The 14,365-nt window shown below is 70.7% G+C and carries 12 protein-coding genes; 6 read left to right on the top strand and 6 right to left on the bottom strand.

Annotation, left to right across the window (positions count from 1 at the left end; all coding sequences use genetic code 11):
* Window positions 1-24: 24 nt before the first annotated feature.
* The 3 genes from ACJ8AN_RS30560 to ACJ8AN_RS30550 all read left to right on the top strand — a co-directional run bounded on the left by ACJ8AN_RS30560 (window position 25) and on the right by ACJ8AN_RS30550 (window position 4,017).
* On the top strand, window positions 25-2,187 hold the full coding sequence (locus tag ACJ8AN_RS30560; RefSeq protein ID WP_407759050.1) for a hypothetical protein: 2,163 nt from the start codon (window positions 25-27) through the stop codon (window positions 2,185-2,187).
* 125 nt (window positions 2,188-2,312) lie between these two features.
* On the top strand, window positions 2,313-3,059 hold the full coding sequence (locus tag ACJ8AN_RS30555; protein ID WP_407759049.1) for a hypothetical protein: 747 nt from the start codon (window positions 2,313-2,315) through the stop codon (window positions 3,057-3,059).
* Window positions 3,060-3,243: 184 nt separating this feature from the next.
* Window positions 3,244-4,017 (top strand): methyltransferase domain-containing protein, encoded by a 774-nt coding sequence (locus ACJ8AN_RS30550; RefSeq protein WP_407759048.1) that lies wholly within the window; start codon window positions 3,244-3,246, stop codon window positions 4,015-4,017.
* Between the two features lie 9 nt (window positions 4,018-4,026).
* On the opposite strand, the gene ACJ8AN_RS30545 is transcribed toward ACJ8AN_RS30550, so the two are convergent.
* The 4 genes from ACJ8AN_RS30545 to ACJ8AN_RS30530 all read right to left on the bottom strand — a co-directional run bounded on the left by ACJ8AN_RS30545 (window position 4,027) and on the right by ACJ8AN_RS30530 (window position 7,857).
* On the bottom strand, window positions 4,027-6,054 hold the full coding sequence (locus ACJ8AN_RS30545; protein WP_407759047.1) for a MopE-related protein: 2,028 nt from the start codon (window positions 6,052-6,054) through the stop codon (window positions 4,027-4,029).
* 27 nt (window positions 6,055-6,081) lie between these two features.
* Entirely contained in the window at window positions 6,082-6,702 is a 621-nt protein-coding gene (locus ACJ8AN_RS30540; protein WP_407759046.1) for a YiiX/YebB-like N1pC/P60 family cysteine hydrolase, read from the bottom strand.
* Between the two features lie 68 nt (window positions 6,703-6,770).
* A complete protein-coding gene (thpR, locus tag ACJ8AN_RS30535; RefSeq protein WP_407759045.1) occupies window positions 6,771-7,319 on the bottom strand; it encodes an RNA 2',3'-cyclic phosphodiesterase in 549 nt (182 codons plus the stop codon).
* Window positions 7,320-7,323: 4 nt separating this feature from the next.
* On the bottom strand, window positions 7,324-7,857 hold the full coding sequence (locus ACJ8AN_RS30530; RefSeq protein ID WP_407759044.1) for a metal-dependent hydrolase: 534 nt from the start codon (window positions 7,855-7,857) through the stop codon (window positions 7,324-7,326).
* Between the two features lie 71 nt (window positions 7,858-7,928).
* Between ACJ8AN_RS30530 and ACJ8AN_RS30525 the strand changes: the two genes are divergently transcribed.
* Entirely contained in the window at window positions 7,929-9,167 is a 1,239-nt protein-coding gene (locus ACJ8AN_RS30525; RefSeq protein WP_407759043.1) for an adenylate/guanylate cyclase domain-containing protein, read from the top strand.
* On the opposite strand, the gene ACJ8AN_RS30520 is transcribed toward ACJ8AN_RS30525, so the two are convergent.
* Window positions 9,157-10,467: an alkaline phosphatase family protein gene (locus tag ACJ8AN_RS30520; RefSeq protein ID WP_407759042.1), complete on the bottom strand. Its 1,311-nt coding sequence runs from the start codon at window positions 10,465-10,467 to the stop codon at window positions 9,157-9,159. The two genes, ACJ8AN_RS30525 and ACJ8AN_RS30520, sit on opposite strands and share 11 nt — an antisense overlap.
* A gap of 187 nt (window positions 10,468-10,654) precedes the next feature.
* On the opposite strand from ACJ8AN_RS30520, the gene ACJ8AN_RS30515 reads away from it, so the two are divergent.
* Complete coding sequence (locus ACJ8AN_RS30515; protein WP_407759041.1) at window positions 10,655-11,434, top strand: SDR family oxidoreductase; 780 nt, start codon at window positions 10,655-10,657, stop codon at window positions 11,432-11,434.
* A gap of 105 nt (window positions 11,435-11,539) precedes the next feature.
* On the top strand, window positions 11,540-12,898 hold the full coding sequence (locus tag ACJ8AN_RS30510) for a sensor histidine kinase (RefSeq protein ID WP_407759040.1): 1,359 nt from the start codon (window positions 11,540-11,542) through the stop codon (window positions 12,896-12,898).
* Between the two features lies 1 nt (window position 12,899).
* On the opposite strand, the gene proS is transcribed toward ACJ8AN_RS30510, so the two are convergent.
* A complete protein-coding gene (proS, locus tag ACJ8AN_RS30505; RefSeq protein ID WP_407759183.1) occupies window positions 12,900-14,333 on the bottom strand; it encodes a proline--tRNA ligase in 1,434 nt (477 codons plus the stop codon).
* Window positions 14,334-14,365 lie beyond the last annotated feature (32 nt).

Genomic DNA, 14,365 nt, shown 5'->3' with positions numbered 1-14,365 from the left:
CAAAGGGTTTGGAGAGGTGACGTGATGCATCGCAAGGTCCTCGGAATGCTGCTGGTGCTGGGGGCTGTCTCGGCATGTACGCAACCGTTGCGAGTGTGTGAGACGGACGGGGATTGCCCGGGCGGTGGCCTGTGCGATGTGGAGCGGCACCTGTGCTTTGGCGGGACGGAGTTGTTGGGGGCGTGCGAGCCGGCGTGTGCGGAGTACCAGGCGTGCGGGCCGGCGAGGAGCTGCGTGGCGAGGTACACGGAGCTGGTGGTGACGCCGGGGGACGGAGGGGTGGTGGGAGCGGGGGCGGTGCCGGTGCGGGCCGAGCTGCGGGTGGCGAGTGGCTTCGCGGAGAACTTCCCGGAGACGTTGAGCTTCAGCGTGGTGCGGAGTGATGGAGGGACGGCGAGCACGCTGGGTCCGGTGACGGGGAGTGGAGGGGTGTACACGACGCAGTGGACGCCGCCGGGGGAGGGCGAGTTCCTGCTGACGGCGGCGTACCCGGCGAGCGGAGGGCCGAGCACGACGGTGCGGCTGACGGTGGACACGACGCCGCCGAGCTTCACGGTGGTGGTGCCCGCGGCGGACGCGGGGGTGGCGGATGGGGGGACGACGTACACGGATCCGGCGGCGGGATTCGCCACGGCGTGGAGGCGCGATCAGGTGGTGCCGGTGGAGATTCGGACGAACGAGCCGAACCTGGATCCGAGCACGGTGATGGTCGCGTTGCAGGGCACGGATGGAGGGAGTGCGCCTGCGGTGGCGGTGACGCCCGTGACGGGAGCCTGCGACGCGGGGTTCTGCGGGACGGCGGAGTTGAAGCTCTGGGAGCCTGCGTTCGATGCGTTCCGTGGCGCGCTCCCCATCGTGGTGCAAGGACGAGACAGGGTCGGCAACGCGAGCAATGCACCCGCTGCCAACGTCAACGTGACGCGGTGGAGGTGGGTGTTCGATGGCAGTTCTGGGGGCAACCTTGCCATCAAGGCGCCTCCCGCAGTCGGAGCGCAGGGCGCGATCTACTTTGGTGCTAGCTCCGCCTCGGTGGGAAAGGTTTTCGCGCTCCGTCCTGATGGAACGACGCAGTGGGAGGTCAACACGGGGCTTTTTGTCAGCGGGCCCACCGTAGGGACGTTGAATGCCAACGTGGAGAAGGTCTATGTGGGGGTCAATCCCAGCACTTCCGCGGCCACGCTGCTCGCATTGAATGGAAGCACTGGCGTCGAGGTCGGCCGCTGTGACATCAACAAGGGGCAGATCGGGAGCAGCCTGGCGCTGACGCAGATTGCATCCGGGGGTGGTTCCGTCGAAACCGCGCTCGCAGTCATCAATGTGAACCTGGGGGGCACGAGTGGCATTGTGGGCTCCCTGGTCGCGCTTCGGCCAGAGGGGGCTGTGACTCCGTGCAACACCACGGATCCTGTTGTCCGTAGCCAGTCGAGTAGCACCGGGGTTGCTCCCCTGGTGATTCAAGGCGACACCGTCTTCTACGCCGAATCCTCGGGGCGTCTGACGAGCTACCAACTTGGCTCAACGACCGCGCGCTCGGGCTGGCCGGTGCCCACGGGTTTCTCCATCAACGGCCTGGCGCTGGCGGGAAGCGATGTCGTTGGGGCGAACGGTGGGCAGTTCTCGGACCAGGGGCTGCTGTTCTCGATTCCGAAGATGGGCGGAGGGACGTCTCCAGCCTGGCGCTACCCAACGACGTCGGACATGTTCATCAACCAGTTCTCCATCGGAGCTGGGAGTAACATCTTCTTCGGTTCGGAGAATCTACCGAGTCCGGCGAGCTCGGCGGGACTGGCGACGGTTCCGCTGGGTGGCACCAGCCTCAATGTCTTTCAATCCGGAGCTGGCAGCTTCAAGGGCGCGCCCGTGCTCGGAAGTGGCAATGCGCTCTTCGCGGCGACGGATGGAACGGCGCTCGTCGGCGCATGGTCCACGGACATCCGTGCCAATCGCTGGTCGCTGGCCAGCGGCGTCGGGCCCACCTCGATTTCGCCCGCCCTCGACTGTGCTCGCGATGCCACGGGCGCGGCGCGTGCCGAGAACCTCGGGGCCCTCTACGTCGCGGAGGGCGGCAAGCTGTTCGCCTTCGTCGTCGACAGCCGGGGGCTGGACGGCGCGGCGCCCTGGCCCAAGTACCAGCACGACTCGCGCAACACCGGCAACCCCGACACTCCCCTCTCTTCCTGCCCTTGAGGCGTGAGCGTTTCGTTCCTCTCGAAACCCATCACTCCCCCTACTCGAACGTAGCGACCGGCGGCGGACTCGTTTAGGTTCCGCCGCCAATCTCCTCCACCCACCCACCGTCAGGACTCGCTCATATGTCATCGCTGTCCCGCCTGTTCGCCGCCCTCCTCACGCTCTCGCTGATTGGCGTCGCCTGCGCCACCAAGGAGTCCTCCACCACCGGCACCACCGCTGGCGGCTCCTCCACCGTCGAGGATGTCCCCAACGAGGGTGGCACCCCCGAGCAGGCCAAGCCCGCCGCGCAGCTCCAGAAGCTCACCACCGCCGAGGGCTTCAACATCATGTTCCCCGGGGATCCCCCGCCGCAGCTCGGCGAGGTCGCCATCCCCGGTGGCAAGGTGAAGACGGCCGCCTGGACCTCCAACGTCGAGGGCGTCCTCTTCTCCATCAGCACCGCCGACTACCCGGAGAAGATCGTCGCCGCCAACCCCACGGCCGCCTTCCTCAACGAGGGCAAGAATGGCCTCGTCAAGCAGCTCAAGGGCACCGTCAAGGCCGAGGAGGACGTCACCCTCCAGGGCTACCCCGGCAAGGCCTTCACCGTCTCCTCCGACTCCGGTGAGGTGAAGGCGCGCAACTTCCTCGTCGGGCCGCGCCTCTACACCCTGCTCGTCCTCTACAACCCGAGCATCGGCGCTCCCCAGGCCGACGCCTTCCTCACCTCGCTCGAGCTGGTGAACCCGCCGCCCGCCATCACCCCGGCCGCCTCGGGCGCCGCCGCCACGGACGGTGGCACTCCCGCCGCTGACGCCGGTACCCCCGCCACCGACGCCGGCACCCCGGGCGGCGCCGACGCCGGCACCCCCAAGCCGCGCAAGTAGTCCCTCCTTCCGGGACACGCGGGGCCTCGGTGCTCGCGCGTCCCGGCCGCCCGGTGCGCTGGGTTCCGCCACCGGGCGGTTCGCTCCACCCCGTCTCCCTCGCCGGCCGGCCGCGGTCCCGCGTCGAGACACTCCCCGTCCCGCGACACCGCGCGGGAGCGTCTTTCGCGGCCAGGACTCGCGCATGCCCGCCGTGTGGGATCCCCAGCAGTACGAGCACTTCCGCGACGCGCGCAAACGCCCCTTCTTCGAGCTGCTCGCGCGGGTGCCCGCGTCCTCTCCCTCGCTCGTCGCCGACCTGGGGTGCGGCACGGGGGACCTCACCCTCTCCCTCGCCGAGCGCTGGCCCTCGGCCCGCGTGACGGGAGTCGACTCGTCCGAGCCGATGATTGCCGAGGCCCTCCGCCGCCCCGCCCCGGAGCGCGTGCGCTTCGAGCTCGCGGATATCGCGCGCTGGAGCCCCCCGGCGCCGCTCGACGTGCTCGTCTCCAACGCGGCCCTGCACTGGCTGCCGGATCATGCCGCGCTGCTCTCGGGGCTGGTGGGGCTGCTGGCTCCGGGCGGGGTGCTCGCCTTCCAGGTGCCCGCCAACTTCGACGAGCCCTCGCACCGGCGCATCGACGAGGTGCGGGCGCTGCCCCGCTTCGCCCCCGCGCTCGCCTCGGTGCGCCGGGGCCATGCGCAGTCGCTCGCCTTCTACGAGGCCCTGCTCACGCGCTTCGGCTTCTCCGTGGACGCCTGGGAGACGGCGTACCTCCACGTGCTCCCGGGCGAGGACGCCGTGTCGCAGTGGCTGCTGGGCACGACGCTGCGGCCGGTGCTCACGGCGCTCGGCCCCGCGGAGGGCCAGGTCTTCCTGGACATGCTGCGGCCCCTGCTGCGCCAGGACTACCCGGCGTCCCCCCACGGCACGCCCTACCTGTTCCGCCGGCGCTTCGTGGTGGCCACGCGCGCCTGAGGCCCCGCGTCAGCGCGGCCAGTGCAGGCGCCACCCGAGGTCGCCCACCACCCAGATGTCGTCCGGGCTGAGGCCCGCCAGGTCGTTGAGCGAGGCGTTGACGGAGGTCAGGCCCGGCATGCTGCTCCAGGCGGTGCCGTTGTAGCGGTACACCTTGCCGGTGCTCGTGGAGACGTAGACGGCGTTCTTCCCGAAGGCGAGCACCGAGGTGAAGTTCTCCGAGGACGGGCCCGTCATGGGGCTCCACGTGGTGCCGTTCCACATGAGGAAGGAGCCGCTCTCGCCGACGGCGTAGGCCAGCTTCGGGTTCACCACCCAGACGCCCCTCAGGCGGTCGTCCACCACGCCGGAGAGGTTCTGGACGCCCTCGTCGGTCCAGGTGTTGGTGTCCGGCTTGAAGCGGTAGATGCGCGCGCCCACGCCGGCGGTGGAGGTGGTGTCGTAGCCGCCCACGGCGAAGAGGACCTCGCGCGAGATGCCGTGCACGTCCCAGAGCAGGCCCTGCACGGGGATGTTCTGGAAGCTGGTGCCGGTCCACCGCAGCGCGCGCCCGCCGTACGAGTCGAGCTTGTCGAAGCCGACGGCGTGGTACTCGAAGTTGCCCGAGCCGACGGGCACTCCGACGACGCCCCGCACGTGGGTGTCGGTGGCCGCGGTTCCGCCGTAATCGCAGGCGGTGGTCGTCGGCCAGTGGAGGGCGAAGGCGGCGTTGTCGCCACCGCTCACGGCGTACCCGCTCTGCGGATGGGCCCAGACGCCATTCCACTCGCCCGTGCACTGGTTGTCGAAGGAGGTGAAGGTGGCGGCCCCCGGCAGACGCACGCGCAGCAGGCTGCTGGCTCCGGCGACCCAGACGCCGCCGTCCGCGTACATGGACACCGAGCGCAGGGCGGTGGTGTCGCTCGGGGACATGTCCACCCACTTCGCGCCGCCCGCGGGGCACACGCCGCTCTCGTCCGCCGAGCCGTTGCAGTTGTTGTCCTCGCCGTCGCACAGCTCGCGCGCGTCCGCGTTCGTGAAGGGGTTGCCGTCGTTGCAGTCGCCGGCCTGGGCGATGTAGCCGGCGTCCGGCGCGCAGGTGGCGACGCCCGCGTCCGCCTTGCCGTGCTGGTCCAGGTCCTCGTCGGGGAACCAGGTGGAGGGCGGGGTGACGAAGTCGCAGCGGGTGCCGCCATCCGTCTCGCACGCGCGCTTGCCCGAGCAGCCCTGGCCCGGGTCACAGCTGTCGCCCAGGCCGAAGCCGTCGTCCGGGGTGCCGTCACAGTCGTTGTCCAGGCTGTCGCACAGCTCCGGCGCGCCGGCGTACACGTTGGCCCGCGTGTCGTCGCAGTCATCCGAGCTCGTCACGTAGCCGGCGCGGGTGGGCTCGCAGCTCGTCACCGCCGTGCCGGGCGCGCCGTGCTTGTCGTTGTCCGTGTCCGCGTACAGCGGGGTGGGCGTGGGGCCGGCGCACATCACGGTGCCATCCGGAGCGCAGGCGCGCTGGCCCGGGCAGCCGCCCGCGGCGTCACACAGGGCGCCCACGTCGAGGCCCTCGTCCTGCATGCCGTCGCAGTTGTCGTCCCCGCCGTTGCACAGCTCCCGCGCGCCGGGGTGCACCGGGGCCTTCGCGTCATCGCAGTCGGTGCCGCCCGTGCCCCGCGACACGTAGCCGTCCTGGTCCACGTCGCTGGCCGAGAGCTTCAGCTCCTGCTCGGCCGTCTGGCCCTTGTCCACCGTCACCGTCCCGGTGGTGGTGACGACGGGCGTGCCCGAGCACTGCTGCTCGAAGGCCTCGGCCGTCACCGCGAGGGTGGTGCTCCAGCCGGACTCGCGGTAGGCGGCGAGCGTCACCGAGCCACCGGTGGCCTCGCCCTTGCCCGCGAGCTCCGTGGTGCGCGCCTCGCCCAGGCCCTGGGCGTCCTTCACCCCCACGCGGATGCAGCCGGGCCGGAAGCCCGAGTAGGTGACGGTGAGCTTCACCGCCCCCTCATCGTTGCGGCACCCGGTGCCGAGGAGGGACAGCAGGCCAGCGAGGAGCACGAAACGCGCGAACATGCCCCCCATCATGCCCCATTTGGGCTTTCAGCGAAGTCCCTGGAAGTCCGAGTACACGACCGACAGGCGAGCGTCCGCGGCGAGGCTGGCGGGGGTGATGAGCTCCAGGTCCAGGGGCACCTTGCCGCCGTAGCGCTGCTGGAGGGCGGGGGCGAGCTTCTTCACGTCCAGGGAGCCCAGGCGCTCCATCATCCCGTAGTCCACGCCCGCGGCGGCCGAGTACGCCTTGCGCGCCAGCTCCGAGCAGTACAGGGCCTCGTCCCCCCAGCCGAAGCGCCAGTCATAGGGCTTGCCCAGGTGGCGTTTGGCCTCGGCCACGGCGGCGGCGCGCTGCTGCTCGGGGAGCTGCTCGGGGCGCAGCACGAGGATGCGGCCGTCCACCCCGCGCGCCTTCCACTTCGCGAAGGGCACGCGCTGCACCGGCTGCACCGCCTCCACCACGAAGACGCCCGAGGGCGTCACCTCCACCAGGCCCACGTGCGACAGGGGGCTGTGCGTGGCGGCGCGGATGGCCACCGACTGCTGCGAGCGCGAGGTGTGGAAGACGAGGTCCCCCGTCTTCAACTGGCCCTCGAGGGGCCGTGGCGCGGCGGCCGCGGTGTGGGCCAGGAGCAGCAGGGACAGCAGCGAGAGCCTCGGCCAATGCATGGAAACCCGGTCCTTTCAGGCGCGAAGCCCGCGCCAGCCCTGGCCCCTGTGCACGGCGGGTGCCAGCGCTACCGGCTCAGCGGCACCTCGGCGCGGACGTGGTACTTGCCCCCCAGGCTCTCGAAGAGGACGAGCCGGTCCACCCGCGCCTCGCCCCACTTCGCGTCCTCGAGGGCGCGCGCGCACTCGGCCAGCTCGCGGTCTCCCCGGGGCACCTTGGCCCGCGCGAGCGTCAGGTGCGCGGTGTACTCGCGGTGCTCGGGCTCGAAGCCCAGCGGTTTGAGCGCCGCCGCCACGTCCGCCTGCAGCGCCCCCAGCGCCCGCGTGTCCCCGCCCACGCCCGCCCACAGCACCCGGGGATGCGCGGGCGCACCGAAGGCGCCTCCGCCCTCGATGGTGAGCACCAGCGGGGCATGCGAGGGGCCCACGCTCGCGAGTGCCTCCTTCACGGCCACCGCCTTCTGTGCGTCCACCTCGCCGAGGAAGCTCAGCGTGAGGTGCAGGTGGGACGGAGGCACCCAGCGCGCGCGCGGCGCCAGGCCCTTGAGGCGGGGGAGCTCGGTGGTGGCCGAGGACTCGATGGCGCTGCCCAGCGTGACGGCGACGAAGAGGCGCATGGCTTCATCCCTCCGCGGTCTGGACGGCCCGGCGGCGCGGCCAGAGCGCATAGGCCCAGAAGGGCAGGAAGAGGAGCAGTTCCGCCAGCACCACGTACAGGCCCCGGGCGGAGAGCATGCCCGCGCCGATGGGGGCCACGGGGATGGGGCGCAGCGGGAGGAAGTAGCGGGCGTTGTCGGCGGGCCAGAGGAGCGCGGCGCCCAGCCCGCCCGTGGTCATCGCGTCCAGCACGCCGTGGCTCCCCATGGCCACGAAGGCGAGCAGCCCCGCCTCGAGCGCGGGCCCCCGCCCCAGACGCGTCCCGGCCGCCACTCCGAGCGCCGTCACCGCCGCGAGGCACAGCGAGTGCGAGGCCCCCCGGTGTCCCCACGTCGCCGCGTAGGGAATCCGCAGCGCGAAGGCGACGACGTCCGCGTCCGGCAGCATGGCCAGCGTGGACAGCCCCAGCATCCACGCGGCGAGCCGGCCCGGGGGCGCCGCGCCCGCGCCCCACCGTCCGAGTGCCATGCCCACCGCCACGTGACCGATGCTCGCCATGGGACCTCGAAGGATAGTCCACCACACCCCACCTGGAGAACGCCCGGGCACTCGACTAGCCTCCCCACTCCGTGGCCAACGAGTCCGTTCTCGACGACATCCTCCAGCAGCGGCTCGACACCCAGCGCGTGCGCATGGGGCACTGGGTGTACCGCTTCCGCGTGCTGGCGGCCCTGGGCTGGTTCGCCTGTGTGCTCGCCTTCGACTGGACCATGCCCCGCACGGGCGTGGGGGCGTACCTGCTGCTCTCGGTGGCCTTGTGGGCGGGCGGCCGCTTCCTCCCGCTGCTGCGCGGCCGGCCGGAGCTCGGCGTGCTGCTGCTCGACATGCCCGCCGTCTTCGCCATCCAGGCGGTGCCCGTGGCCGTCTCGCCCAACGGGCAGGTCATCGCCGGCCTCTCGGTGGGCATCTACATCGTCCTGGTGATGCTGATGGCGCTGCTGGGCGGCTCGCGCGTGAGCCTGGGGCTGGCCACGCTGCTGGGCATCGGCCTGGAGACGGCGCTGGTGCAGCGCACCGGCCGGAGCGCGGCGGACAACCTCCCGGGCGTGACGCTGGTGCTGGGGCTCGCGGCGATGGCGGCGGCGTACACCCGCAGGCAGATGTACCGGCTGGTGCTCGAGGTGGCCGAGGAGCAGACGCACCGCACGCGCCTGGGCCGCTACTTCTCGCCCGAGGTGGCCCGCCGCATCCTCGAGTCCGGCGCCCGCGCCGACGGGGGCCAGGGCGAGCACCGCGAGGTGACGCTCCTCTTCGCCGACATCCGCGGCTTCACCTCGCTGTCCGAGCGCCTGGAGAGCCCCGAGGTGGTGCGGCTGCTCAACGAGTACCTCGCGCGCATGGTGGAGGTGGTGTTCCGCCACGGGGGGACGCTCGACAAGTTCATCGGCGATGGCATCCTCGCGTACTTCGGCGCGCCGCTGGAGCTGAGCGGGCACCCGCGGGCGGCGGTGGCGTGCGGGCTGGCCATGCTCGAGGCGCTGGAGTCGCTCAACGCCGAGCGCCGCGCCCGGGGCGAGGAGCCGCTGCGCATCGGCATCGGCGTGCACACGGGCAGCGTGGTGGTGGGGGACGTGGGCCCCGAGCAGCGCCGCGAGTACACGGTGATTGGCGACGCGGTGAACCTCGCGAGCCGGATTGAAGGGCTCACCAAGAAGGTGGGCGTGTCGCTGCTCGTCTCCGAGGCCACGCGCACGCGCTGTGGCGAGGAGTTCCGCTTCGAGGCGGCGGCGCCGCTGCCGGTGGCGGGCAAGAGCGAGCCGGTGGCCACCTTCGTCCCGGCCGGCAAGGCGCTGCGCGCTACGGCGTGAGCGGCGTCGAGGCCGTGGGCCAGCGGTACACCGGCCAGCCGTACTGGTGCGCGAGGTCCTCGAGCTTCTCGAGGTCCGCGTCCGGCGGCGGCCCACCGGGTGCGCAGGGCAGGCCGTAGGGGAGTGGCGGCACGAGGAGCAGCGGCGCGCGCCGGGGCGGCTGCGTGAAGTCGAGCGCCTCGACGAGGTTGTTCGCGGTCGCGTCGCGCACGGTGAGCGGCTCGAGGCCCCAGCGCCACTCGATGAAGCGCAGCACGGAGGTGTGATCGAACTGGGTGTGCGAGACGGCGCCCTGCCGGGCCCAGGGCGCGATGAGCAGGGCCGGCGTGCGGAAGCCGAGCCGTCCATCCGCGTTGCCCGCGAGCTGATCCGCCGGGGGAATGGGCGCGGTGGGCGGAGGCACGTGGTCGTAGAAGCCGCCCCACTCGTCGAAGTTGATGATGAGCACCGTGTTCTTCCACGCGGGGCCCTGCGTCACCGCGTTGTAGACGAGGCTCAGGAACACTTCGCCATTGCGGATGTCACCGTGCGGATGGTCATCGCCGGACACGCCCTGCTCCTCGCCGAGGAAGCGCGGATCCACGAAGGAGACCTGGGGCAGGTGGCCGGTGGCGGCGTCCACGAGGAACGAGACCAGGGGCCGGCCGATGGGCAGGTACCTGGGCCCCCAGAGCGCGAGGAAGGGCACGTCGGTGTAGTAGTAGCGCCCGGTGACACCCTTCTCCGCGAGGCGATCCCAGAGGGTGGGGAGCGTGGAGAGCTCGAAGGTATTGGTGAGCCGGTCGGTCTGCGCGGCGTGCTGGTAGATGCGGTTGGGGTACGTCTCCGCCATGATCGCCGAGAAGTAGCGATCGAACGTCGTCCAGCGGGGCACGGCCCGCCCGAGGAAGGGCAGGTTCTCCTGCCGGTAGTAGCCGATGGCGAACGCATCATTCGTCCCGGCCCGGAGCCAGCCATCGCACGCGCCGCCGTCGTACTCGACGCGTCCGCCCTCATAGGAGTGGTCGGGATCCGGATGGCCGCAGCCCTGGTAGTCCGGAGCCAGTGGGTACGTGGGCTGGAGCACGCCGAGCCGGTCCGGATAGGCGAGCCCGGCCTGACGCCCGTCCGCGCCCGGCGTCCAACCGACGAGGTGATCGAAGGAGCGGTTCTCCATCATCACCACCACGATGTGCTGGATGTCCGAGGCGCTCGCGCTCGGCGCCGGAGCCTCGGAGGCTTCCGTCCGCTCACCGGCCAGCAGTCCCGCCACCATCAGCAGCGCGAGCAGGCTCCGCGGCCCCTGTCGTCCCACCCGCATCGACCTCGCCCCACCTCGCCCCGCTCCGAGTCTCGTCAATTGCTCCTCCTCGCGCTCGAAGGTGGGAGGGCTCGGGGCACGCCGCAAGCGATGGCCTCTTCCTCCGGGCTCACCAGTGGACAGGGACCCCGACACTCCTCCCGGCGGGTATAAGAAGGGCGCTCTCGTCAGCAGGGGACTTCCGCGAATGGACCTACAGCTCTCAGGCAAGGTGGTGCTGGTGACAGGCGGCTCGGAGGGGCTCGGCGCGGCCGTGGGCCAGCGGCTCGTGCAGGAGGGGGCGCGCGTGGCGCTGTGTGCCCGCGACCCGGAGCGGCTGGAGGCCACCGCGGCCCGCCTGCGCTCGCTCGGGGGCGAGGTGCTCGCGGTGCCCGCCGACGTGTCGCGCGCCGAGGACGTGGAGCGCTTCGTGGCCGCCGCGCACGAGCGCTGGGGCCGGGTGGACGCGCTGGTGAACAACGCCGGCTCGGCCGCGGCCAAGGCCTTCCTCTCCGTCACCGACGCCGAGTGGGAGGAGGACCTGCAGCTCAAGCTCTTCGCCGCGATGCGCGCCGTGCGCCTCGTGGTGCCGCACCTGCGCGCGGCCGGTGGTGGCTCCATCCTCAACGTGCTGTCCATCAAGGCGAAGGAGCCCGGGAAGAACACCACGCCCTCCTCGGTGTCGCGCGCCGCGGGCATGGCGTTGATGAAGGTGCTCTCCAAGGAGCTCGGGCCGGACAACATCCGCGTCAACGCGGTGCTCGTGGGGATGATCGAGAGCGGCCAGTGGGAACGCCGCGCCGCGGCCTCGGGCAAGCCCGCCGAGGTGTTGTACGCCGAGCGCAGCCGCGAGGCCGGCGTGCCGCTCGGGCGCATCGGCCGGGCCGAGGAGTTCGCCGACGTGGTGGCCTTCCTCGTCTCCGCGCGCGCCTCCTACGTGACGGGCACGGCCATCAACGTGGACGGCGGCCTGTCCGGCGCGGTGTGACGTCTCCCATTATACAAATGTGAGAAATTTGCACCCGCGCTCCGCCCTGGTGGAGCGCCGTCCTCCGCGTGCTGCTCTACCATCGGCGGTGGGGGGTCGCGCGGCATGAACAAGGGACACACGCCCGTTGGGACGACGGGTATCGGGAGTGAGGCGGACGCCAATCCTGTCAATGAGAGGCTCGTCTTCTGGGCCTTCCTCTCCCTGGCCATCTTCCAGGTCATCCTGGTCGCGGCCTCCTGGGGCCACTGGCCGCTGGTGGTGGCGCTGTGCGTGCTCTGCGCGGTGCGTGGCGGCATCAACGCCGCGGTGCTCCCCTGGCTTCAGCGCAAGGGGCTGGAGCGGCTCGGGGTGTGGGTCATCCTGAGCTCCAACCTGCTCAACAGCACGGCCACCGCCGTGATTCTTCAGTGGAACTCGCTGGCCTGGTGCAACGTGCTCTTCCAGGCCGTCTTCCTCAACGGCTTCCGCGAGCGCGAGACCCACTCCGTGTTGAATCGTGCCGGGCTCTGCCTCTTCCTCGCGGTGTCGGCCGTGCTGGCGTTCCGCGCGGGCAACCCGGTCTCGACCATCGCCCCGTTCTGCGTCATCGCGTGGCTGCTCTACATCATCGGCGAGGAGCGCTGTCAGATGCTCGTGTCCGCGCTGGACAGCTCGCGCGAGAAGCACGGGCAGCTCGTGCGCATGCAGGCGCAGCTCGTGGCGCAGGAGAAGCTCTCCAGCCTCGGCCTGCTCGCGGCGGGCGTGGCGCACGAAATCAACAACCCCATGGCCTTCGTGACGAGCAACGTGCGCGCGCTCGCCCGGGATTTGGAGACCCTGGGCCAGCGTCCCGAGGAGCTGCGCGAGTACGTGGAGGAGGTGCTGCCCGCGACGCTCGACGGCATCCGCCGCGTCAACGCGATTGTCGCGGACCTGCGGCGCTTCGCCCGGGAAGATTCCGGCGAGCCCGCGGCGTTCGACGTCAACGCGGAGGTGAATTCGGCGCTGCGGCTCTCGCAGGGCGAGCTCAAGGGCCACTGCCAGGTGAGGGTGGAGCTCGGCGAGGTGCCCCCCGTGGTGGGCCAGGGCCGGCAGATAGGGCAGGTGCTGGTGAACCTCATCGTCAACGCCGCGCAGGCCGTGTCCGGCAAGGGCGGCGTGGTGACGGTGAGCACCGAGGCCGTGCCCGGCGAGGTGCTCGTGCGCGTGCGCGACAACGGCGTGGGCATGTCCGCCGAGGTGCGCGACAAGCTCTTCCAACCGTTCTTCACCACCAAGCCCGTGGGCGAGGGCACGGGCCTGGGCCTCGCCGTCGCCTACGGCATCATCACCGCCCACGGCGGCCGCATCGAGGTGGAGTCGGAGCCCGGCCAGGGCACCTGCTTCACCGTGCGGCTGCCGAGCATTCCACGGCTGACCGCGGAGGCACCCACACCCTCGGTGAATCCTCCCCTGGGCGTGCGGGTGACCTCGCCCGTCTGACTCAGTAGGCCTTGGAGAAGACGATGCGGCCCTGGGAGGGCTCGCCCGTCACCACGCACTTGCCCGGCTCCTGCTTGAGGGCGAAGGGCCGGTTGCGGGTGGTGAGGCCCGTCTCCTCCTTGATGCGCGCCTCCACCTTGGGGTCGCCGTTCCAGTGCGCCATCAGGAAGCCGTCGTCGGCCCGGGCCTTCATCTCCTCGTAGCTGTTCACCTCGAAGGTGTGCGAGTCCCGGAAGCTCTTCGCCTTCTCGAAGAGGCTCGTCTGCATCTGCTCGAGCATCTCCTGGGCCTTGGCCACCGCCTGATCCAGCGGGATGAACTCCTTCTGCTTCAAGTCGCGGCGCACCATCACGCACGAGCCCTTGGCCAGGTCCTTGGGCCCCAGCTCGACGCGCAGGCAGGTGCCCACCAGCTCGTGCTCGCTGTACTTCCAGCCCGGGCTCTTGGTGTCGTCGTCGTCCACCAACACGCTCAGGCCGGCCTTCTTGAGGTCCGCGGCGAGCGCGTGCGTCTTCTCCAGCACCTGCGTCTTCTCGGCGTCGGAGGCCTTGCCGGCGATCGGGATGATGACCACGTGCGTGGGGGCCAGGCGCGGCGGGACAATCAGGCCCGCGTCATCCGAGTGCGTCATGATGAGGCCGCCGATGAGGCGCGTGGACACGCCCCAGGACGTCTGCCACACGTGGTGCTGCTTGCCGTCGCGGCCCTGGAACTGGGTGTCGAAGGCCTTGGCGAAGTTCTGCCCCAGGTTGTGGCTGGTGCCCGCCTGCAGCGCCTTCTTGTCCTGCATCATCGCCTCGATGGAGTAGGTGCGCAGCGCGCCGGCGAACTTCTCCGACTCCGTCTTGCGCCCCGTCATCACCGGCATCGCCATGTAGTCCTCGGCGAACTTCCGGTACACCTCCAGCATCTGCAGCGTCTCCTTCTCCGCGTCGTCCTCCGTCTCGTGGCAGGTGTGGCCCTCCTGCCAGAGGAACTCGGTGGTGCGCAGGAACAGGCGCGTGCGCATCTCCCAGCGCATCACGTTCGCCCACTGGTTGATGAGCAGCGGCAAGTCCCGGTAGGACTGAATCCACTTGGAGAAGCTGCGGTTGATGATGGTCTCCGACGTGGGCCGGATGACGTAGGGCTCCTCGAGCTTGGCGCCGCCCGCGTGGGTGACGACGGCCAGCTGGGGATTGAAGCCCTCGACGTGCTCGGCTTCCTTCTTCAGGTAGCTCTCGGGGATGAGCAGCGGGAAGTAGGCGTTCTTGTGGCCCAGGTCCTTGAACATCTTGTCCAGGACGCGCTGCATGTTCTCCCAGATGGCATAGCCATTGGGACGGATGACCATGCAGCCCTTCACGTCCGAGTAGTCGGCGAGCTTCGCCTTCTGGACGAGGTCCACGTACCACTCGGAAAAATCCTTCTCGCGGGGAATCAGCTTGTCAGCCATGAGGCCCGCGCAGATATCACTTCCGAAGCGCG

Origin of the sequence: Archangium sp. (assembly GCF_045802675.1) — a bacterium.
GTDB lineage: Bacteria > Myxococcota > Myxococcia > Myxococcales > Myxococcaceae > Archangium.
This window is presented reverse-complemented; position numbering and strand designations above follow the sequence as displayed.

What these genes read in the sequence shown, in the direction of transcription:
- ACJ8AN_RS30560 (WP_407759050.1), top strand. Translation starts at nt 25, where the DNA reads ATGCATCGCAAGGTCCTCGGAATGCTGCTGGTGCTGGGGGCTGTCTCG.
- ACJ8AN_RS30555 (WP_407759049.1), top strand. Translation starts at nt 2,313, where the DNA reads ATGTCATCGCTGTCCCGCCTGTTCGCCGCCCTCCTCACGCTCTCGCTG.
- ACJ8AN_RS30550 (WP_407759048.1), top strand. Translation starts at nt 3,244, where the DNA reads ATGCCCGCCGTGTGGGATCCCCAGCAGTACGAGCACTTCCGCGACGCG.
- ACJ8AN_RS30545 (WP_407759047.1), bottom strand. Translation starts at nt 6,054, where the DNA reads ATGTTCGCGCGTTTCGTGCTCCTCGCTGGCCTGCTGTCCCTCCTCGGC.
- ACJ8AN_RS30540 (WP_407759046.1), bottom strand. Translation starts at nt 6,702, where the DNA reads ATGCATTGGCCGAGGCTCTCGCTGCTGTCCCTGCTGCTCCTGGCCCAC.
- thpR (WP_407759045.1), bottom strand. Translation starts at nt 7,319, where the DNA reads ATGCGCCTCTTCGTCGCCGTCACGCTGGGCAGCGCCATCGAGTCCTCG.
- ACJ8AN_RS30530 (WP_407759044.1), bottom strand. Translation starts at nt 7,857, where the DNA reads ATGGCGAGCATCGGTCACGTGGCGGTGGGCATGGCACTCGGACGGTGG.
- ACJ8AN_RS30520 (WP_407759042.1), bottom strand. Translation starts at nt 10,467, where the DNA reads ATGCGGGTGGGACGACAGGGGCCGCGGAGCCTGCTCGCGCTGCTGATG.
- ACJ8AN_RS30515 (WP_407759041.1), top strand. Translation starts at nt 10,655, where the DNA reads ATGGACCTACAGCTCTCAGGCAAGGTGGTGCTGGTGACAGGCGGCTCG.
- ACJ8AN_RS30510 (WP_407759040.1), top strand. Translation starts at nt 11,540, where the DNA reads ATGAACAAGGGACACACGCCCGTTGGGACGACGGGTATCGGGAGTGAG.
- proS (WP_407759183.1), bottom strand. Translation starts at nt 14,333, where the DNA reads ATGGCTGACAAGCTGATTCCCCGCGAGAAGGATTTTTCCGAGTGGTAC.